Consider the following 20,521-nt stretch of genomic DNA (forward strand, 5'->3'; position numbering starts at 1 on the left):
CAAACAATGGAGATCCAAATGTGGGAGCGGGCTTGCTCGCGAATGCGCTGTGTCAGCTGGCGAATGTGTCGACTGACACAGCGCATTCGCGAGCAAGCCCGCTCCCACAGGGGTTAGTGTCGGTAGGTCGATCCGGTGTGTTGTTGGGGAAGTCTGGCGCTGGCGTGGAAGACTTTTTCGCGCAGCGTGCCGGTCTCATAAGCAGTCTTGTACGACCCTCGCTTCTGCAACTCCGGCACCACCAGATCAATGAAGTCCACATAGCTTTCCGGCGTGACAATCCGCGTCAGGTTGAAGCCATCCAGCCCGGTCTCGCTGATCCACGCTTCCAGCTCATCTGCCACCTGTTCGGGCGAGCCGACCAGGGTGATATAGCGTCCGCCCAACGCGTGCTGTTCGAGCAATTTGCGCCGGGTCCAGTCGTTGTTCTGCAGGTTCTTGGTGGCCGACTGGATCGCGTTGCTCTTCACGTACTGGATCGGTTCGTCCAGCGCGTATTGGGAGAAATCAATCGCGGTGGACGCCGAAAAATGCGCCACACCAGCTTCTGCGCTGGCGTAGCCGAGGTACTCGGCGTGCTTCTGCCAGGCAAGTTCCTCGGTGGCGCCGACGATCACGTTGAGGCCCATGAACACCTTGATGTCATCCGGGTTGCGCCCGGCTTCCACGGCGCTGGCGCGGACCTTGTCCACCTGGACCTTGGTCGACGCCTTGTTCTGCCCGCTGATGAACACACACTCGGCATGGCGCCCGGCGAACAGCAAGCCACGTTCCGAACTGCCGGCCTGGAACAGCACTGGCGTGCGTTGCGGCGACGGCTCGCACAGGTGATAACCGTCCACCTGATAGAACTCGCCGTGGTGCTCGACCTTGTGCACCTTGCCCGGCTGGGCATACACCCGTGCCTGCGGATCGTTGAGCACGGCGTCGTCTTCCCAGCTGCCTTCCCAGAGTTTGTAGAGCACTTCCAGGTATTCGTCGGCCTGGTCGTAGCGGCGGTCATGCTCGACCTGCTCGGTGAGGCCCATGGCCTTGGCGGCGCTGTCGAGGTAGCCGGTGACGATGTTCCAACCGACCCGGCCACGGCTCAGGTGATCCAGCGTGGACATACGCCGGGCGAACAGATACGGCGGCTCGTAGGTGAGGTTGGCGGTGAGGCCGAAGCCCAGGTGTTTCGTCACGGCCGCCATCGCCGAGACCAACAGCAAGGGATCATTCACCGGCAGTTGGATCGACTCTTTGAGCGGCACGTCGATGGAGTGTTGATACACGTCGTACACGCCGACGATGTCGGCAATGAACAAGCCGTCGAACAGCCCGCGTTCGAGGATTTGCGCCAACTCGGTCCAGTACTCGAGGGTCTTGTACTGGGTCGAGGTGTCCCGTGGGTGGGTCCACATGCCGTGGTTGATATGCCCGATGCAGTTCATGTTGAAGGCATTGAGCAGGATTTTTTTCTTGGCCATTTAGATGGTCCCCCGCAGTGGCGGGTTTGCATCGTTGAGGTAGTAATTGCCCACCGCGTGGTACTTCCAGCGCACCGGGTCGTGCAGGGTGTGCACCCGGGCGTTGCGCCAGTGGCGGTCGAGGCCGTGTTCGGCCAGGGTCGCCTGGCTGCCGGCCAGTTCGAACAGGGTGCTGCCGGCGGCCAGGGAAATCTCGGTGCTCAAGGCGCGCACTTCGGCGACGGCAATCGAGGCGGCCGCCACGGTCTGGGCGTTGCTCTCGGCCTGGGCGCGGTCGAGGTATTCGCCTGCGCGTTCCAGCAGGGCTTCGCTGGCGTGCAGGCGGATGCTCAGGTGGCCGAAGCTTTTCAGGGTCAAGGGGTCTTCGCTGGCTTTGTCGTTGCCGGCATCGATCCACGGGCGGGTCTTGGTGCGCACGAAGTGCAGCGCATCCTCGAATGCGGCGCGGGCGATGCCGGTGTCGATGGCGGCGTGCAGGATCTGCGCCAGCGGGCCGACCGTGGTCGGGCGTTCGAACGCGCTCTGGAACGGGATCACGTCGGCGGCGGCGACCCACACGTTGTCGAACACCACCGAACCGCTGCCGGTGGTGCGTTGGCCGAAGCCGCTCCAGTCGTCGATCACCGTCAGGCCCTCGCTGTCCCGCGGGACAAAGGCCAGTTGCTGCACGCCGTGTTCATCCACCACCGAGGTGGGGATGCGCTGGGCGTAGATCGCGCCGGTGGAATAGAACTTGCGGCCGTTGACGCGAAAACCGTCGCCGTCGCGGGTGAGCGCGGTGACGCGGTCGTGGGCGGTCTTGGTGCCCAGTTCGGCCAGGGCATTACCGAAGCGCTGGCCGGCCAAGACTTCGGCATACAGGCGTTGTTGCTGCGCCGGGCTGCCGTTCACGCGCAGCACTTCCAGGGCGTAGAAATGGTTTTGCGGGATCTGGCCGAGGGAGGCGTCCGCCTGGGCGATCAGCGCGATGACCTTGGCCAGGGTGACGTTGGACACGCCGGCGCCGCCGTATTCTTTCGGTACGCTGATGCCCCATAGGCCGGAGCGTGAGAACACGTCCAGTTCGGGCAGGGGCAGGCGGCGTTCGCGGTCGCGCTGGGCGCTGTCGCGGCGAAAGTCTTCGGCCAGGTCGCTGGCGACAACAAGGGCTTGTTCGTCGCTGGTGATGACCGCGACGTTTGCAGAGAAAGTCATAGGTGTTCTCCAGAGGTCTGGTCGGTCAGATCCAGGAATGCCGAGCCGGCAAGGTGCCGTTCAATCGGTAGGCGCCGACGGCGTGATACTTCCAGCGCACCGGGTCGTGCAGGGTGTGCACGCGGGCGTTGCGCCAGTGACGGTCGAGGTTGAATTCGGCAAGGGTCGCGCGGCTGCCGGCCAGTTCGAAGAGCTTTTCGCTGACCAGCAGCGACACTTCGGTGGTCAGCACTTTCGCTTCGGCCACGGCAATCGAGGCTCGGGCGGCGGATTGCGCGGTGATCGGCGCGGCACTGACCTGGTCGAGTACCTGGCCGGCCTTGCGCAGCAGGGCCTCGGCGGCATGCAGTTCGATCTTCAGCCTGCCGATGTCGGCGATCACATACAGGTCGTCGCTGGCGCGTTCGACCTTGGCATCGATCCACGGGCGCGAACGTTCGCGCACGAAGGCGATGGTGTCGTCGAGGGCACCGCGGGCGATGCCGGCGTCGATGGCGGCCTGGATCAGTTGCGACACGGCGCCCTGGATATTCGGGGTGTCGCCGATGCGCCAGTTGTCGACCACCAGCTCGGCGTCCACCGGCACGTGATCGAGCAGCACCGTGCCGCTGGCGGTGGTGCGTTGGCCGAAGCCCGACCAATCGTCCACGATGCGCAGCCCCTCGGTGCCGCGGCGTACAAAGGCCATGACCTGCTTGCCGTCATCGTTGAGTGCCTTGATCGCCACCCAGTGAGCGAACAGTGCGCCAGTGGAATAGAACTTCTGGCCGCTGATCACGTAGCCGTCGCCCTTGGCGGTGATGCGCGCCTTGAGTTCCAGGGTGTTCTTGGTGCCGCGTTCCGGGCCGCCATTGCCGATGCGCCAACCGTCGAGGACGCTCTGGAACAGCTGCTTTTTCTGGCGCTCGGTGGCTGCGCCCTGCAACAGGTGCAGGATGCCGAAATGGTTCTGCGGGATCTGGCCGAGGGCGGGATCGGCAGCGCTGATGATCGCGAACACCTCGGCCAGGGTCACGAATGACACCTGCGGGCCGCCGTATTCGCGGGGAATGGAAATACTGCCCAGGCCACTGCGGGTGAACTGTTCGAGCTGTGCCCACGGCAGCTTGCGTTGCTGATCGCGCGTGGCGGCTTGCAGGCGTGCCGCCTGGGCCAACTCGTGGGCGGCGTTGAGTGCCTCTGCATCGTTGCGCAGCACGGCGGCCGGCAACAGCAGGGGGGCGACGTCCAGATCACTCTGGGGGGGTGTTAGAGCCAAGTTAGACATCAGCGCCGCTCCTTGGCTGCACGCAATGCCCTGGCGTTATGCACCGGGGTAATTCTGACCATACCGACCTCGCATTCAATGAAATGAAAACAGAAAAATCAAAGATGTCCGGTGGTCCGGTGCATATACCCTAAGCGTGTTAAATATTTAAATAAACGCGCTTTTTGGAATAAGCATAGAAGGTCTGTCACCCCGGTTCGCAGGGCGAGCCGAGGGGCCGTGGTTGATAGATCGACGCCGTGCCGGCCGGGCGGGCTGGCGCCCCGGCGGCGATGCGCAAAGTGCGCGTTGGCGCCCAGCGCGAATTGTTGCCCACGCGATCGAGAATGCAGTAGGTGATGTCCAGGCGGCTGTCGTCGCCGGCTTCGACAATCACGGCCGAAGGCACCCACACGTGCAGAGGCTGGCCGACGTCCCTGGTCTGGAGCTTGGGCAGGTCCAGGCGTACGTCGCCCCAGCGCAGGGTGATGGCGTCGCCGCGGGTCATGTTCAGGTACGGCTCGATGGTCAGGGGAACACCGCGCCGCACCTGGCTGGGGTTGATGCCGTAGCGGCGAATGGTGTCGGGCAGGCCCACGGGGGCGAGGTTGAGGTTTTCGTCGCTGTACAGCGGCGAGGGCAGGCCGCCGGGGTAGTTGGTCTTGACCCGCACCCGCGTCACCGCCGAGCGCGCCGGTGCGTGGCCGACTTGCATGACTTGGTAATGCACCTGGGCCGGGCCATCGAGCACGAAACTTTCCGGCACCCGCAAGTGGGTTGGCGTGCCGATCTTGCACGTGGTCACGCGCCGTGAGGCGGCAAAGCAGTTGTTCCAGAACAGCTCGATCAGGTCGCCTTCTTCCATGCCGGGGTAGGGCGCAATGTCGACCTGCAAATGTGCGGCGGCCAGGGCATTGATGCCGTTTCCCAGGGCCTGGGGCAGTGTTGGCGCGGTGAGCAGGGTGTGCGTCATAAGTCATCTCCTTGATGCAGCCAGCAGCAATCGTTCCGGCCCTTTGCACGCGGGTGTGCAGGGGGCTGAAAAGCACGGTGCAGTGAATAGCCGGGATAGGATCCAATCCTCAGGGAGCTAGATAAGAGGGTTGGCCAAGGAGCGTCAATGGCGGCAAAAGGCTAAACGGCAGGCAGGGAGATATTCAGAAGGGTCTGACTGGCGGGGGGATTTTAAGAGGCACACGTGCGAGGACTTTTTGTAGGCCTCGCAGTGGGTAGTGAGCGGGCTGCCCCGCGCTGGAGTGCGCAGCGCTCCCAAAAATCCTGGGAGCGCTGCGCACTCCAGCGGGAGCAAGCGCCCTCGCCACAGGTCAGCCGTGTTCCACCGCTTGCGGGGTGTCAGTGGGCGAGGAATTTGCTCAGGAACTGTTTGGTGCGTTCTTCCTTGGGGTTGGCGAACAGGGCCTTGGCTTCGCCTTGCTCGACGATCACGCCCTTGTCGAAGAAAATCACCCGGTTGGCCACGTCCCGCGCAAAGCTCATCTCGTGGGTAACGATGACCATGGTGCGGTTCTCTTCGGCCAGGCTGCGGATGGTCGCCAGCACTTCACCCACCAGTTCCGGGTCGAGGGCGGAAGTGGGTTCGTCGAACAGGATCACCTCCGGTTCCATGGCCAGCGCTCGGGCAATTGCCACGCGTTGCTGCTGGCCGCCGGACAGGCGCCGCGGGTAGGCGTCTTCCTTGCCCGCCAGGCCGACTCTTTCCAGCAGCTTGCGCCCCAGGGCAACCGCCGCCTCGCGAGGCATCTTCTTGACCACGGTAGGGCCTTCGATGACGTTTTCCAACGCTGTGCGGTGGGGGAACAGGTTGAAGTTCTGGAACACGAAACCCACGTGCTGACGCAAGCGCCGCACCAGGCCTTGTTGCTGGTTGATGGACTTGCTGCTGTCGATCTCGATGTCACCCACCTTGATGCGACCGCTGGTGGGTTGTTCGAGGAGATTCAGGCAGCGCAGGAAGGTGGTCTTGCCGGAACCGCTGGGGCCGATGATGGCGATGACTTCGCCTTCCTTGACCTCGAGGTCGATGCCGTTGAGTACCACCTGGCCCTTGAATTGTTTGGTCAGTTTTTCAACCACGATCATGGGTCAAGACTCCAGGTCATGCCGGTTGACCCGGTCTTCCAGACGATTTTGCAAATGCGCCAGGATGCTCGCCAGGATCCAGTAGATCAGGGCGGCGGACAGGTACATGGTGAAGATTTCAAAGGTGCGTGCCGACACCAGTTGTGCCTGGCGGAACAGTTCGGGCACCTGGATGGTGGCGGCCAGCGCGGTGTCCTTGACCAGTGAAATAAAGCTGTTGCCCAGCGGCGGCAAGGCCGTGCGCATGGCCTGCGGCAGGATGGCCCGGCGCAGGGTCTGCGCGCGGGTCATGCCGATACTGGCCGCGGCTTCCCACTGGCCGCGCTCGATGGAGCTGATGGCGGCGCGCAGGATTTCACAGGCGTAGGCGGCCATGTTCAGCGAAAAGCCGATCATGGCCGCCGGGATCGGATCCAGCTCGATGCCCACTTGCGGCAAGCCGTAGTAGATCAAAAACAGCTGCACCAGCAAGGGCGTGCCGCGAAAGAACGACACGTAGACTCGGGCGGTCCAGCTCAATAGCTTGAAGCGCGACAGGCGCATCAAGGCCAGGCCGAAGCCCAGCAGCAAACCGAAGAACATCCCGCCGAGGCTGAGAATCACCGTGTAATACGCGCCCTTGAGCAGGAAGGGCGCGGAGTCCAGCGCGAGTTGGAAACCTGCTTCCATTATTGAGTGACGTCAGCGTTGAAGTACTTCTCGGACAGCTTCTTCAAGGTGCCGTCGGCGCGCAGCTTGTCGAGGGCCTTGTTCACGGCGTCGAGCAGTTCAGGCTCGCCTTTGCGCAGGGCGATACCGGCTTCCTGGCGCGAGAAGGCTGCGCCGGCAGCGGCGGTGTCCTTGGCTTTCTTGGCGTATTCGAGGGCGGCCAGGCGGTCGATCAGGATCACATTGATGCGGCCGATGCGCAGGTCCTGGAACTTGGTCGGGTCATCGTTGTAGGTCTTGATGATGGCCTTGGGTTGGTTGTCCTTGAGCCATTGTTCGTAGTTGGTGCCCAGGCCCACACCGACTTTCTTGCCGGCCAGGTCGTCGGCGGTCTTGATGGTGTCGACGTCTTTCGCCTGGGTCAGTGCCTGGATCCCGGAGACGGTGTACGGCTTGGAGAAATCGTATTTCTTCTTGCGCTCGTCAGAGATGGTCACTTGGTTGACCACCGCGTCGAGGCGCTTGGATTCCAGGGCGGCGAGGATGCCGTCCCATGGCGTGGCTTGCAGCTTGACCTTGACGCCCAGCTCTTTGGCCAGGGCTTCGGACAGCTCCACTTCGAAGCCGCTGAGCTTGCCGCTTTCATCGACGAAGCTGAACGGTGGGTAGGTGCCTTCCAGGCCGATCTTGATCTCGCCAGCCTTCTTGATGTTGTCCAGCTGTTCACCCGCGACGGCTTGGCCGATCAGGCCAGCGCCGAGTGCCAGGCCCAAAGTGCCAACCAACAACGTGCGACGGAATACAGAAATAGTCATGAAATGCCCCTGTGTTTTTTGTGTTGAGCGAAGCAGGTGACGCAGTGGTCGTATCCTGCCTTAAAGCGCGTAGCGCGTCTTCGCCTGCGGCGCGATGATAGAGCGGGTTTTTAAGACTTGAAAATAATATAAAACTTATTTGATATTCTTTTGTGGAATAAGACGCAATTCTAATGTGGGAGCGGGCTTGCTCGCGAATGCGGTGCATCAGTCAACGCATAGGCTCAATGACACACCGCTTTCGCGAGCAAGCCCGCCCCCACATTTTGATCCTTGTTCCTTCAGCTAAAGGCGGCGCCATAAGCAAACAACGCCGGCGCCCCGCCGGTGTGCAGGAAAATGATCGGGCCATCCTCAAACCGCTGGCGCCCGATCCCGTCCAACAAGCCGGCCATGGCCTTGCCAGTGTAGACCGGGTCCAGCAGCAGGCCTTCCTGGCTCGCCAATAGCTTGACCGCCGAAAGGGTGCCGGCGTTCGGTTCACCGTAGCGCGGGCCGAAGTATTCGTCCCACAGGATCACTTTGAACGCCTCGGGAATCGCCACGCCGAGCAGCTCGGCGGTGCGTGCGGCCAGGCCTTCGACTTTCGGGCGCTGGGCTTCGTCGGTGCGCGAAACGGTGACGCCCACCACTGGCAAGTCCGGCAACGCTTCGCTCAGCGCCAACGCCAGGCCGCTGTGGGTGCCAGCGCTGCCGGAGGCCAGCACCACGGCGGCAAATTTGATCCCGCTGTCTTCGATCTGCGCGGCCAGTTCCAGGCCGGCGCGCACGTAACCCAGGGCGCCGAGGGCGTTGGAGCCGCCGATGGGCACCAGGTAGGGCTTCTTGCCGTTGCTGCGCAGACGGTCGGCGAGGGCGTTGAGTTGGTCGTCGGCGTTGTCGAGGTTCTCGACCAGTTCGACTTTGGCGTCGAACAGGTCCAGCAACAGACGGTTGCCGTTGCCCAGGTAGTTCGGGTCTTTGGTGTCGGTGGGGTTTTCCAGCAGCGCGACGCAGCCCAGGCCGAGCTTGGCGGCCAGCGCGGCGGTCTGGCGCACGTGGTTGGACTGGATCGCACCGGCGGTGACCAGGGTGTCGGCGCCCTGGGCGATGGCGTCGGCGGCGAGGTATTCGAGCTTGCGCAGCTTGTTGCCGCCCATGGCCAGGGGCGTGGTGTCGTCGCGCTTGACGTAGATGTCGCGGCCCAACCAGGCCGACAGCCGTTCGAGTTTTTCCAGGGCGGTGGCGCCGCCCAGCAGTTCCAGGCGGCTAAAGCGGTCGAGTTGTTGTTTGATCATGGCTGCGCACGGTTGATAAAGGATGAAGCGACTATAGGCAGGCACTTTTCATCGGGCAACCGCCAATCGCTTATATCGGACAGTTCTTAGCATCACACCATTGGTTCTTAATGGCGGCCAGGGTGCATACCGTAAAGTGATGGGCATTTCGTCAGGAGTGAAGACCGTGAGTGAGCGTTCCAGTCATTGGCAATTACAGACCATCGTCAGCCAACTGCGCGGCGCCCGGGACCAGTGGCGAACGCGCAATGGCCGTTTGAGTGGCGAGCATGGCGGGCGCGAGTTGCCGTCGCGCGAGGCGGTGGCGCAGATTCTTGAGGCGTTGTGTGGGGCGCTGTTCCCGATGCGCCTGGGCCCGGTGGATTTGCGCGAGGAAAGTGAAGATTTCTACGTCGGCCATACCCTCGACGTCGCACTCAACGCCTTGCTCGGCCAGGCGCGCCTGGAACTGCGCTACGCCGCCCGCCAAGGCGGCCAGGATGACCGCGAGGTCGATGCGCGGGCGATCCGCTTGATCCAGGATTTCGCCCTGGCCCTGCCCTCCCTGCGCAGCCTGTTGGACACCGATGTCCTCGCCGCCTACCACGGCGACCCGGCGGCGCGCAGCGTAGATGAAGTGCTGCTGTGCTACCCCGGCATCCTGGCGGTGATTCACCATCGCCTGGCCCACCATCTGTATCGCGCCGGGCTGCCGTTGCTGGCGCGGATCAGCGCAGAAATCGCGCACTCGGCCACCGGCATCGACATCCACCCCGGCGCGCAGATCGGCCCGAGTTTCTTCATCGACCACGGGACCGGCGTGGTGATCGGCGAGACCGCGATCATCGGCGAGCGCGTGCGCATCTACCAGGCTGTGACCCTGGGGGCCAAGCGCTTTCCGGCGGATGAAGACGGGCAGTTGCAGAAAGGCCATCCACGCCACCCGATTGTCGAGGATGACGTGGTGATCTACGCCGGCGCGACGATCCTGGGGCGCATCACCATCGGCCAGGGCTCGACCATCGGCGGTAATGTGTGGCTGACGCGCAGCGTGCCGGCGGGGGCGAACATTACCCAGGCGAACCTGCAGCACGATGACGGTGCGCAGAAATAGCGCACCTGCACACATCCCCTGGGGGAGCGGGCTTGTGTGGGAGCGGGCTTGCTCGCGAAAGCGGTGGATCAGTCAGCACATGTATTGGCTGATACTCCGTATTCGCGAGCAAGCCCGCTCCCACAGTTTTGTGCGCATTTCACCCCCCTATTGCTGAACGATTTGCCATCCCCGCTCGTCATAGCCTTCCCTGAGCGAGTGTAGGAAGCACCTACCACTCAGCCCTGCGATTAGTCCCGGAGCGCCCATCCATGTTTAACTTGAACACTCGTTCAAGTTAAATCCGGTGGTTCGCTGCCCGCTCACAACAGGAGGCTTACCTTTGCTGAGTCCGTTTTATACAGCCACATCCCTCACCCTCGGGGTGCATCGCTCATGAGTGCATCGTCCACCCCATCCAGCGGCCTGGTGCGCATGAATGCGCCGGTCTTCTACTTTGCCGCCACGTTCATTCTGCTGTTCGGCCTGATTGTCATCGCCATCCCGCAACAGGCCGGTGCCTGGTTGCTGGCCGCGCAAAACTGGGCGGCCAATACGGTTGGCTGGTACTACATGCTGGCGATGACCCTGTATCTGGTCTTCGTGGTGGTCACCGCGTTATCGGGCTACGGCAAGATAAAACTCGGTGCCGACCACGACGAGCCCGAGTTCAGTTACCTGTCCTGGGCCGGCATGCTGTTCGCTGCCGGGATCAGCATCACGCTGTTTTTCTTCTGCGTGTCCGAGCCGCTGACCCACTTGGTGCAGCCACCCCAAGGCGCGCCAATGAACGCCGATGCCGCGCGCCAGGCCATGCAGATCCTGTTTCTGCACTGGGGCCTGCATGGCTGGGGGGTGTTCGCCTTTGTCGGCATGGCCCTGGCGTATTTCGCCTATCGGCATAACCTGCCGCTGGCGTTGCGTTCGGCGCTGTACCCGCTGATCGGCAAGCGTATCAACGGCCCCATCGGTTATGCGGTGGATGGCTTCGGCATCATCGCCACGGTGTTTGGCCTGGGCGCGGACATGGGCTTCGGGGTGCTGCACCTCAACTCGGGCCTGGACTACTTGTTTGGCATCGCCCACACCCAGTGGATCCAGGTCGGCCTGATCACCTTGATGATGGGCGCCGCGATCATTGTCGCGGTGGCGGGGGTCGACAAGGGTGTGCGGGTGATGTCCGACATCAACATGCTGCTGGCCTGTGCGCTGCTGCTGTTCGTATTGTTTGCCGGGCCTACCCAGCATTTGCTCAACACCCTGATCCAGAACCTCGGCGACTACCTGGGCGCATTGCCGACCAAGAGTTTCGACGTGTACGCCTATGACAAACCGAGCGACTGGCTGGGCGGTTGGACAGTGTTCTACTGGGCCTGGTGGATCGCGTGGTCGCCGTTCGTAGGGCTGTTTATCGCGCGGATTTCCCGTGGCCGCACTATCCGCGAATTCGTGTTTGGCGTGCTGCTGATCCCGCTGGGTTTCACCCTGGCGTGGATGTCGATCTTCGGCAACAGCGCCATCGACCAGGTGCTCAACCACGGCATGGCGGCGCTCGGTCAGTCGGCCGTCGACAATCCGTCGATGAGCCTCTACCTGCTGCTGGAAACCTACCCGTGGAGCAAGGTGGTGATCGCGGTCACGGTGTTTATCAGCTTTGTGTTCTTCGTTACCTCGGCCGACTCCGGCACGGTGGTGCTGTCGACCCTGTCGTCCAAGGGCGGCAACGCCGATGAAGACGGGCCGAAGTGGCTGCGGGTGTTCTGGGGTGTGATGACCGGGTTGGTCACCAGTGCGCTGCTGTTTGCCGGCAGCATCGACTCGCTGAAGTCAGCCGTGGTGCTGACCTCGCTGCCGTTCTCGTTGATCCTGCTGCTGATGATGTGGGGCCTGCACAAGGCGTTCTACCTCGAATCGCAAAAGCAGATTGCGCAGTTGCATTCCCTGGCGCCGGTGTCGGCGTCGCGCAGAGGCCGTGGCGGTTGGCGTCAGCGTTTAAGCCAGGCCGTGCACTTCCCGTCGCGGGATGAGGTGTACCGCTTCCTTGAATCGACGGTGCGACCGGCGATTGAAGAAGTGACGGCGGTGTTTGTCGAGAAGGGCCTGAATGTGACGACTCAGCCCGACCCGTCCAACGACAGTGTCAGCCTGGAAATCGGGCATGGCGAGGAGCATCCGTTCATCTACCAGGTGCAGATGCGCGGCTACTTCACGCCGTCGTTTGCCCGTGGCGGCATGGGTTCCAAAGAGCTCAACAACCGCCGCTACTACCGGGCGGAAGTGCATTTGGCCGAGGGCAGCCAGGACTACGATCTGGTTGGCTACACCAAGGAGCAGATCATCAACGACATCCTTGACCAGTACGAGCGGCATTTGCAGTTCCTGCACTTGGTGCGTTGATAGCAGGCTTGTGAAGCCTGCTTTATGTGGGAGCGGGCTTGCCCGCGAATGCGGTGTATCAGTCACACAGGCATCGACTGACACGACGCATTCGCGAGCAAGCCCGCTCCCACACAAGCCCGCTCCCACAAAAAAACCTCGCAAAGCCCTGATCTACAGGGCTTTCATGAATTTAATTTCATCCGTCGCGCCCCGGTTTTGACGCGCAACTGTCATCTGTCCACTGCGTAATTGTGTGAAGCGTTTGACGCTTTCATTTCAGAACAGTGACGGAGACCGGTAACAATGAAGAGGTTATTGAGCCCCATGGTGGGAGCCGCCATGGCGAGCTTTATGCTGTCCGCCCATGCCGATTTTATCGATGACAGCCATGCCGACGTGACCCTGCTCAATCGCTATCTCAACCAGCAGGGGCGCGATGTGGTGAACAGCAACGCCAAGGCCCACAGCATCCGCGATTGGGGGCAGGGGTTCGAGTTCAACTTCAAGTCGGGCTACACCGACGGGCCGGTGGGTTTTGGCCTCGATCTGCAGGCGTTCTACGGGTTGAAGCTGGACTCCGGCGGTGACCTCAACGACAAGGACCACCAGAGCCGCTACCCCGGCAGCATGTTCCCGTTGGACAACGGCAAGTCCGCCGACCAGTTCGGTGTACTCAGCCCGACGTTCAAGATGCGCCTAGCCAAGGATGAACTGCGCGTCGGCACGCTATACGGCAACAACCCGGTGCTGGCCAACACCGATGGCCGCCTGTACCAGCAGACCAATACCGGGGTGCAGTGGGTATCCAAGGACCTCAGCGATTTCACCTTCACCGGCGGCGATATTTTCAAGACCAAGATCCGCAACGAAACCGGCGACCAGGGCATGATCACTGCCGGCGGTACCAAGGAAAGCGATCGCTTCCTGTTCGGCGGCGCCGATTACACCGGCATCCGGAATACGACGGTCAGCCTGTGGTATTCGAACCTTGAGGATTACTACCAGCAGTTTTTCGTGGGCGCCAAGCGCCATGATGCGTTGTCGGTGGGTGCGCTCGATACCGATGTGCGTGTGTTCCGCAGCCTCGGTGTGGGCGGCAATGCCGATGGCGACAAGGACTATGCAGCCAGTGGTGTCTACGGCGATGGCGTGAACAAAGGCCGTATCAACCAGACCACCGCCAGCCTGCTTGAAAGCTACAGCCTGGACGGTCATACCGTCGGCCTGGGCATCCAGAAAAACAGCGGTGAAAGCGACTTCCCTTACCTCGACTCCGGCCTCAACAGCGGTGATGCCCGCCAAGGTCCCGGCTCAGGTGCGGACACGCCGGCGCTGACCAACCTGCAGTTGAACAAATTCCAGCATGCCGGTGAGCGCACCTGGCTGGCCCAGTACAAATACGATCTGGGCAAGCTCGGCCTCACCGGCGTGACCTTTTCTGCCGCCTATGCCCACGGCGATGACATCCGCACGGCACAGGGCACCACCAGCGAATGGGAGCGTGACGTTGCCGTGGCGTATCAAGTGCCTACAGGCACCCTCAAGGGCCTCGGTGTGACCTGGAAAAATGCCCACGCCAGCCCGGATATTTCCGGTGCCACCGTACAGGATGAAAACCGCTTTTATGTCAGCTATGTCGTTCCACTCTGGTAGGAAATTGCTGTAAAACGAAAGGGCAGACTTAAGCGATTCAGCTGGTTAAAAGGCCTGGGAATAAGGTTATTCCCAGGCCTTATTTGCCCTAAGCCCAGAGAGGATTCGATGACGTACATTGCTGCCGAAAACCGCTATGAATCTATCCCGTATCGCCGCGTAGGCCGCAGTGGATTGGTGCTGCCTGCACTGTCCCTGGGGCTGTGGCACAACTTTGGCGACAGCACCCCGATCGACACCCAGCGCGCCCTGTTGCGCACCGCGTTCGACCTGGGGATCAACCACTTCGACCTGGCCAACAACTACGGCCCGCCGTATGGCAGCGCCGAGATCAACTTCGGCCGTTTGCTGCGCGAAGACTTCAAGCATTACCGCGACGAACTGATCATCTCCAGCAAGGCCGGTTGGGACATGTGGCCAGGCCCTTATGGCCAGGGCGGCGGTTCGCGCAAATACATCCTGGCGAGCCTGGACCAGAGCCTGCAACGCCTGGGCGTCGACTACGTGGACATCTTCTACTCCCACCGTTTTGACGCCGACACCCCGCTGGAAGAAACCGCCAGCGCCCTTGCCACTGCCGTGCAACAAGGCAAGGCGTTGTACATCGGCATCTCTTCGTATTCCGGGGTGAAAACCCGCGAGATCGCTGCCCTGCTCAAAGAGTGGAAAGTGCCGCTGTTGATTCACCAACCGGCCTACAACCTGCTCAACCGCTGGGTAGAAAAAGACCTGTTGGACACCACCGAAGAGCTCGGCGCCGGGGTGATCGCATTCACGCCGCTGGCCCAGGGCCTGCTGACCGACAAATACCTCAACGGCGTACCGGCGGATGCACGGGTGAATCGTCCGGGCGGTGGTTCGTTGCAGGCCAAGCACTTGTCCGAAGCCAACATCGCCCACGTGCGTGCGTTGAATGAAATCGCCAAGGGCCGTGGCCAGAGCCTGGCGCAACTGGCGCTGGCGTGGACCCTGCGTGATCCACGGGTGACCAGCGCGCTGATCGGCGCGAGCCGGCCGGAGCAGATCATCGAGAACGTCGGCGCGTTGAAAAACTTGAGCTTCAGTGCCGAGGAGTTGGCAGAGATCGACCGGTTTGCCCAGGAAGGCGGGATCAACCTGTGGGAAAAACCATCCACCGCTGAATAAGCGGCCGGCAGTACGCGGTCAATGTGGGAGCAGGCAAGCCAGCTCCCACATTGGTTTTACAGCGTTGCGAAGAATGCGGTCACAACCCGATCCGTGTGGGAGCGGGCTTGCCCGCGAAGGCGGCGTGTCAGTCGATGAAAGTGCTGGCTGACCCACCGCTATCGCAGGCAAGCCAGCTGCCACATCAGGTTTACAGCGTTGCGAAGAATGCGGTCACAACCCGATCCGTGTGGGAGCGGGCTTGCCCGGGTACAAACCGGGGACATCGTTTACATATCTAACCGGGGACATGGTTTACAGGTTAATACGCATGATCAGGAGGTAACTGATCATGCCCTGGAACCAAGAGTCTCCCATGGATCAACGAATCAAACTGGTCATCGACTGGCTTTCTGGTGACTTCAGCAAAAGCCAGCTAGCTCGGCGCTTCGGCGTCAGTCGACCAACTGTAGATAAATGGATCTCTCGTCACGTTGACGGCGATTTGAAGTCGTTGGCAGAGCTGTCTCGACGACCTCATACCAGCCCAAACAAGACTGACGATGAGATCTTGGCTCGCATAGTGGCGATGAAAGAAACCCACGATAAATGGGGGCCGAAGAAGCTTGTCAGGCTATTACGAATCGAGGATCCGTCAGTCGCCTGGCCATCGCCCAGCACGGCAGGCCAATGGCTTGACCGGCTTGGGCTTGTCAGTAAACGGCGCTTCAAGCGACGGCACAGCACTGCTCACAGGGAAATGCGCGAAGCCAACGAGCCCAACAAGACGTGGTGCGTTGATTACAAGGGGCAGTTCAAGATGCTCAACGCCCAGATGTGCTATCCCCTGACCGTTACGGACCATGCCTCTCGCTTGATTTTGGCCTGCAGGGCTCACCCCAAAATCAAGACCTTGCCCGTCAAACAGGCATTCGAGAGGCTTTTTCAAGAGTACGGGATGCCGGAAGTCATTCGCTCTGACAACGGCGTTCCTTTTGCTTCTCCAGGCCTGGCAAGAATGTCCACACTGGCAGTTTGGTGGATCCGCCTGGGTATTTACCCGGAGCGAACCATGCCGGGAAGACCTGCCCAGAACGGCCGGCACGAACGGATGCATCGTAGTTTGAAGTTTGAGTTGCCACTGGGGAAAAACCTGGTTGAGCAGCAGCTCTTGCTGGAGCATTTTCGACATGAATTCAATTACATACGACCTCACGAGGCGCTGGGCATGAAGCGCCCGGGTGAAGTATATGTGCCGTCTACTCGACCTTATCCAGGATGTCTGCCGGATGTGGAGTATGCCGCGGAAATGAAAGTACGAAGCGTCAGACAGAACGGCTCAATCATGTGGAAAGGAAAGTTGTTGTTTGTAAGCGAAGCGCTATCAGGAGAGCGGATTGCGCTCAAAGAAGTTGAAGATGATGTTTGGGATCTGTACCTGTGTGACTATCCCCTAGGGAGGCTTGGACGAGGCATGGGCCGCGTCCAAGCCTAAAATGTGTAAACGATGTCCCCGGTTTCAGATGTAAAGGATGTCTACGGTTCTACACCGCGAAGGCGGTGGATCAGTCGATGAAAGTGCTGGCCGACCCACCGCTATCGCAGGCAAGCCAGCTCCCACATCGGGTTTACAGCGTTGCGAAGAATGCGGTCACAACCCGATCCGTGTGGGAGCGGGCTTGCCCGCGAAGGCGGTGGGTCAGTCGATGAAAGTGCTGGCTGACCCACCGCTATCGCAGGCAAGCCAGCTCCCACATTGGTTTTACAGCGTTGCGAAGAATGCGGTCACAACCCGATCCGTGTGGGAGCGGGCTTGCCCGCGAAGGCGGCGTGTCAGTCGATGAAAGTGCTGGCTGACCCACCGCTATCGCAGGCAAGCCAGCTGCCATATCTGAACGTCGCCAGTTTCTAGAACGGGACGTCGCCCAAAATCGTCGCCCGGTGCATCACCCGCCGTTGCGGCCGGTAGTCGTCCACCGCGTAATGCTGGGTCACGCGGTTGTCCCAGAACGCCACGTCGTTTTCCTGCCAGCGCCAGCGGATGGTGAACTCCGGGCGGGTGGCGTGGGCGAACAGCAGTTTGAGGATCGCCTCGCTTTCCGCCGGTTCCAGTTCATTGATGCGGGTGGTGAACCCTTCGCTGACAAACAACGATTTACGCCCGCTCACCGGATGCGTACGCACCACCGGGTGGGACAGCGGTGGGTTCTTCTTGCGGGTTTCTTCCCAGCGCGCCAGGTCTTCGGCGCTGTTGCCAAAGCGCTCCAGCGGGAAGGATTTGGTGAAATCGTGGGTCGCGGTCAGCCCGTCGAGCAAGACCTTCAACGGTTGCGACAGGGCCTCATACGCCGCAATCCCACTGGCCCATAACGTGTCGCCGCCAAACGCCGGCAGCAGCTTGGCGCTGAGTACCGCGCCGAGCGCCGGGGTGGGCAGGAAGGTCACGTCGGTGTGCCACACGGCGTTGTCGCGCACGTCGGTGACGGCGGTGTCGAGGATCAGTACTTCAGGTTGCTCCGGCACGTTGGGGTAGATCGGGTGAATGTGCAGGTCGCCGAAATTCGCCGCGAACCGTGCTTGCTGTTGCGGGATGATGGCTTGGCCGCGGAAGAACAGCACCGAGTGCGTGAGCAACGCCTGTTCGATGGCGTCGCGCTGTTCGAGGTTCAGCGGTTGAGTGATATCGACGCCACTGATCTGGGCGCCGAGGGCGATGCTTAATGGGGTAACGGTCAGGCTGCTCATGCTGTTCTCACTCAATGTGCCTGGCCATGCCACGGCACCAGTTTACGCTGCAGGGCACGCAGGCCCATTTCCATGGCGAAGGCGATCAGGGCGATGACCAGGATGCCCAGCACCACCACGTCGGTGACCAGAAACTGCGCCGCCGACTGCACCATGAAGCCCAGGCCGCTGGTGGCCGCGATCAGCTCGGCAGCGACCAGCGTGGACCAGCCCACACCCAGGCCGATACGCACGCCGGTGAGGATGTCGGGCAGGGCGCTGGGCAGGATCACGTGGCGAATCAGCTGGGCACGGGTTGCGCCAAGCGACTGCGCTGCCCGCAGCTTGGCCGGGTCGACCGTGCGTACGCCGGTGGCAGTCGCGATGGCAATCGGGGCAAAGATCGCCAGGTAAATCAGCAGCACCTTGGACAGCTCGCCAATGCCGCACCAGATCACGATCAACGGCAGGTAGGCCAGTGGCGGGATCGGCCGGTAGAACTCGATCAGCGGGTCGAGAATGCCCCGGGCGATGCGATTGGAGCCGATGGCAATACCCACCGGCACGGCGGTCAGCACCGCGAAGCCAAGACCCAGGCCGATACGGCTGAGGCTCGCGCCCAGGTGCTGCCACAAGGTGGAGTCCATATAGCCGCTGGTCGCCAGCAGCCAGCCTTTTTGCAGCACGGCGGACGGCGGCGGCAGGAACAGCGGTTCGATCAGGCCGCTGGCGGTCACGGCCCACCAGAGGGTGAGCAGGGCGATCAGGGTCAGCACGCTGATCCAGCGGGTGCTCAAGCTGCAGCGCAGCGGGATAACCGTTTGCGCCAGTGGTTTGGCGGCGAGTTCGTAGCTGCTCATGCGGACACCTGCCGTTGCGAGAACACTTTGCCCAGCACGTGCTCGCGGGTTTCGATAAAGCGTGGGTCGGACTTGATCGCCCGCGCCGATTCACCGGCGGCGTAGCGTTGGCCGAAGTCCAGGCGCAGGCGTTCGACGATCTGGCCGGGGTTGGGCGCCAGCAGGATCAGGTCGGTGGCGAGGAACACCGCTTCTTCGATGTCGTGGGTAATCAAGAACACCGGCTTGGCCGTGCGCCGCCAGACCTGTAGCAGCAGCTCCTGCATCTGTTCGCGGGTGAACGCATCAAGGGCGCCGAAGGGTTCGTCCATCAGCAACACGCGTGGGTCGGCGGCGAGCGCGCGGGCCAGGCCGACACGCTGCTTCTGGCCACCGGACAGCTGCCAGATGCGGCGGCTGTCAAAGCCGGCCAGGTCCACCAGCGCGAGCATTTCCCGGGCGCGCACTTCACGTTGCGCCTTGGGCACGCCGGCCAACTCCAGGCCGAAGCCGACGTTGGCCAGCACGTCCTGCCAGGGCAGCAGGGCGTCGTCCTGGAACACCACGCCGCGTTCGGCGCTGGGGCCTTTGACCGGCACGCCATCCAGGCTGATGCGCCCGGCGGACGGTTCGACAAAGCCGGCAATCAGGTTCAACAGCGAAGTCTTGCCACTGCCGGACGGGCCGAGGGCCACCAGCAATTGCTGGGGCCCCAGGTCGATTGAAATGTCAGACAGTACCGGGTGTGTGGCGCCTGGGTACTGTGCGCTGATGCGCTCCAGTTGTAGCAAGGCCATCGCAATGAACTCCCTGAATCAGTTGGTGATGAACTTGGCGCTGACGTACGGGGCGTAGTCCGGCAGTACGGCGTCGACCTTGCCTTGCTCCTTGAGGAACGCAGCGGTATCGGTCACGGCCTTGGTGGTCGGCGCGCCCAGCAGCGTCACCTGGTCGGCCGCCAGCGGGTAGACGTTGCCTTGCAGCAGCAGCGGGATGTCGCTGGCCTTGGCGCCGGAGAGTTTCACCAGCTTGTCGACATTGCCTTTGTCGGCGAGCCAGTTTTGTGGGTCTTTGCGGTAGGCGGCGTAGGCATCCAGAGTGACTTTGGCGAAGGCTGTGACGATTTCCGGGTGCTTGGCGGCGAAATCCTTACGCACGATCCAGGCATCGAAGGTCGGTGCGCCAAACTTGGCCAGTTCGCCGGAGGTGATCAGCACCTTGCCGTTTTCCTTGGCCACGCCCAGGGCTGGGTCCCACACGTAGGTGGCGTCGATGTCACCACGCTTCCAGGCGGCGATGATCGCCGGTGGCGCGAGGTTGAGAATGGTCACTTTCGACGGGTCGATGTTCCAGTGCTTCAGCGCGGCCAGCAGGCTGTAGTGGCCGGTGGAAACAAAGGGTACGGCGATTTTCTTGCCGATCAGGTCCTGCGGGCTGTTGATCCCTGCACCGTTGCGCGCCACCAGGGCTTCGGCGCCGCCAATCTGGGTGGCGACGAGGAAGGTTTCCACCGGCACTTTGCGGGTGATGGCAGCGGTCAGCGGGCTGGAACCGAGGTAGCCGATCTGCACGTCGCCGGAGGCGATGGCGGCGATGATGTCGGCGCCATTGTCGAACTTGCGCCAGTCGATCTTGGCGTTGGTGGCTTTTTCGTACGCACCGTCGGCCTGAGCGACTTTGGCCGGGTCCACGGTGGTCTGGTACGCGATGGTCACATCCGCCGCCTGGGCAAACAGGCTGGCGCCGGCCAGGGACAGTGCGGCCAACAGGCGCAGAGGGGTCAATAGTTTCAAGGGGAAGCTCCTCAATCAGGCGGCCGAGGATCGGCGTGTGAGGAGACTAAATGATCTAAGAATCCGAAAATAAATAACATTTTCGAATTAGCTTATGAGGAGAAGCGCGGAGCTAGACCTTCAGGCTGGCACAAGCAAATGTGGGAGCTGGCTTGCCTGCGATAGCGGTGGGTCAGTCGCACAGGTGCCA

The 20,521-nt window shown here is 61.9% G+C and carries 17 protein-coding genes; 5 read left to right on the forward strand and 12 right to left on the reverse strand.

From position 1 onward, the window contains the following. Window positions 1–113 precede the first annotated feature (113 nt). The 8 genes from AC3ISR_RS01125 to AC3ISR_RS01160 form a co-directional block, all read right to left on the reverse strand. A complete protein-coding gene (locus tag AC3ISR_RS01125; protein WP_489324556.1) occupies window positions 114–1,466 on the reverse strand; it encodes an LLM class flavin-dependent oxidoreductase in 1,353 nt (450 codons plus the stop codon). Then, complete coding sequence (locus AC3ISR_RS01130) at window positions 1,467–2,660, reverse strand: SfnB family sulfur acquisition oxidoreductase (protein WP_192298486.1); 1,194 nt, start codon at window positions 2,658–2,660, stop codon at window positions 1,467–1,469. It lies immediately after the preceding gene. 25 nt (window positions 2,661–2,685) lie between these two features. Further along, the gene (locus AC3ISR_RS01135; RefSeq protein ID WP_192298485.1) at window positions 2,686–3,927 is read right to left on the reverse strand and encodes an SfnB family sulfur acquisition oxidoreductase; all 1,242 of its coding nucleotides are present in this window, start codon (window positions 3,925–3,927) and stop codon (window positions 2,686–2,688) included. Between the two features lie 187 nt (window positions 3,928–4,114). Further along, window positions 4,115–4,879 carry a hypothetical protein gene (locus AC3ISR_RS01140; protein WP_192298484.1) on the reverse strand — a complete coding sequence of 255 codons (765 nt, stop codon included), beginning with the start codon at window positions 4,877–4,879 and terminating at the stop codon, window positions 4,115–4,117. Window positions 4,880–5,259: 380 nt separating this feature from the next. Continuing rightward, window positions 5,260–6,006, reverse strand: coding sequence for an L-cystine ABC transporter ATP-binding protein TcyN (gene tcyN, locus AC3ISR_RS01145; protein ID WP_192298483.1), 747 nt, complete (start codon window positions 6,004–6,006; stop codon window positions 5,260–5,262). A gap of 3 nt (window positions 6,007–6,009) precedes the next feature. Next, a complete protein-coding gene (tcyL, locus tag AC3ISR_RS01150) occupies window positions 6,010–6,675 on the reverse strand; it encodes a cystine ABC transporter permease (protein WP_017734622.1) in 666 nt (221 codons plus the stop codon). Then, window positions 6,675–7,469, reverse strand: a complete 795-nt coding sequence (gene tcyJ, locus AC3ISR_RS01155; protein ID WP_192298482.1) for a cystine ABC transporter substrate-binding protein — start codon at window positions 7,467–7,469, stop codon at window positions 6,675–6,677. Before tcyJ ends, tcyL begins: the two co-directional genes overlap by 1 nt. Window positions 7,470–7,750: 281 nt before the next feature. After that, window positions 7,751–8,746, reverse strand: coding sequence for a D-cysteine desulfhydrase (locus AC3ISR_RS01160; protein WP_489324557.1), 996 nt, complete (start codon window positions 8,744–8,746; stop codon window positions 7,751–7,753). A 166-nt stretch (window positions 8,747–8,912) separates the two neighbouring features. Here AC3ISR_RS01160 and epsC point away from each other — a divergent pair, with 166 nt between their 5' ends. From epsC to AC3ISR_RS01185, 5 genes are all read left to right on the forward strand, one after another. Continuing rightward, entirely contained in the window at window positions 8,913–9,839 is a 927-nt protein-coding gene (gene epsC / locus AC3ISR_RS01165; RefSeq protein WP_192298480.1) for a serine O-acetyltransferase EpsC, read from the forward strand. Between the two features lie 414 nt (window positions 9,840–10,253). Then, a complete protein-coding gene (gene betT, locus AC3ISR_RS01170; protein WP_192298604.1) occupies window positions 10,254–12,215 on the forward strand; it encodes a choline transporter BetT in 1,962 nt (653 codons plus the stop codon). Window positions 12,216–12,521: 306 nt separating this feature from the next. Further along, a complete protein-coding gene (locus tag AC3ISR_RS01175) occupies window positions 12,522–13,850 on the forward strand; it encodes an OprD family outer membrane porin (protein WP_463984907.1) in 1,329 nt (442 codons plus the stop codon). Between the two features lie 108 nt (window positions 13,851–13,958). Continuing rightward, on the forward strand, window positions 13,959–14,996 hold the full coding sequence (gene mgrA / locus AC3ISR_RS01180) for an L-glyceraldehyde 3-phosphate reductase (protein ID WP_192298479.1): 1,038 nt from the start codon (window positions 13,959–13,961) through the stop codon (window positions 14,994–14,996). Window positions 14,997–15,327: 331 nt separating this feature from the next. Then, a complete protein-coding gene (locus AC3ISR_RS01185) occupies window positions 15,328–16,470 on the forward strand; it encodes a helix-turn-helix domain-containing protein (protein ID WP_489324335.1) in 1,143 nt (380 codons plus the stop codon). Window positions 16,471–16,883: 413 nt separating this feature from the next. On the opposite strand, the gene tauD is transcribed toward AC3ISR_RS01185, so the two are convergent. The 4 genes from tauD to tauA are packed head-to-tail and all read right to left on the reverse strand — an operon-like array spanning window position 16,884 to window position 20,331. Beyond that, window positions 16,884–17,720: a taurine dioxygenase gene (gene tauD, locus AC3ISR_RS01190; protein WP_463983799.1), complete on the reverse strand. Its 837-nt coding sequence runs from the start codon at window positions 17,718–17,720 to the stop codon at window positions 16,884–16,886. A gap of 11 nt (window positions 17,721–17,731) precedes the next feature. Continuing rightward, window positions 17,732–18,559 (reverse strand): taurine ABC transporter permease TauC, encoded by an 828-nt coding sequence (tauC, locus tag AC3ISR_RS01195; RefSeq protein ID WP_463983800.1) that lies wholly within the window; start codon window positions 18,557–18,559, stop codon window positions 17,732–17,734. Further along, window positions 18,556–19,335: a taurine ABC transporter ATP-binding subunit gene (gene tauB, locus AC3ISR_RS01200; RefSeq protein WP_192298476.1), complete on the reverse strand. Its 780-nt coding sequence runs from the start codon at window positions 19,333–19,335 to the stop codon at window positions 18,556–18,558. Before tauB ends, tauC begins: the two co-directional genes overlap by 4 nt. An 18-nt stretch (window positions 19,336–19,353) precedes the next feature. Further along, the gene (tauA, locus tag AC3ISR_RS01205; protein ID WP_463983801.1) at window positions 19,354–20,331 is read right to left on the reverse strand and encodes a taurine ABC transporter substrate-binding protein; all 978 of its coding nucleotides are present in this window, start codon (window positions 20,329–20,331) and stop codon (window positions 19,354–19,356) included. Window positions 20,332–20,521: the final 190 nt, after the last annotated feature.

The sequence above is a fragment of the Pseudomonas sp. GL_117 genome, assembly GCF_057835125.1.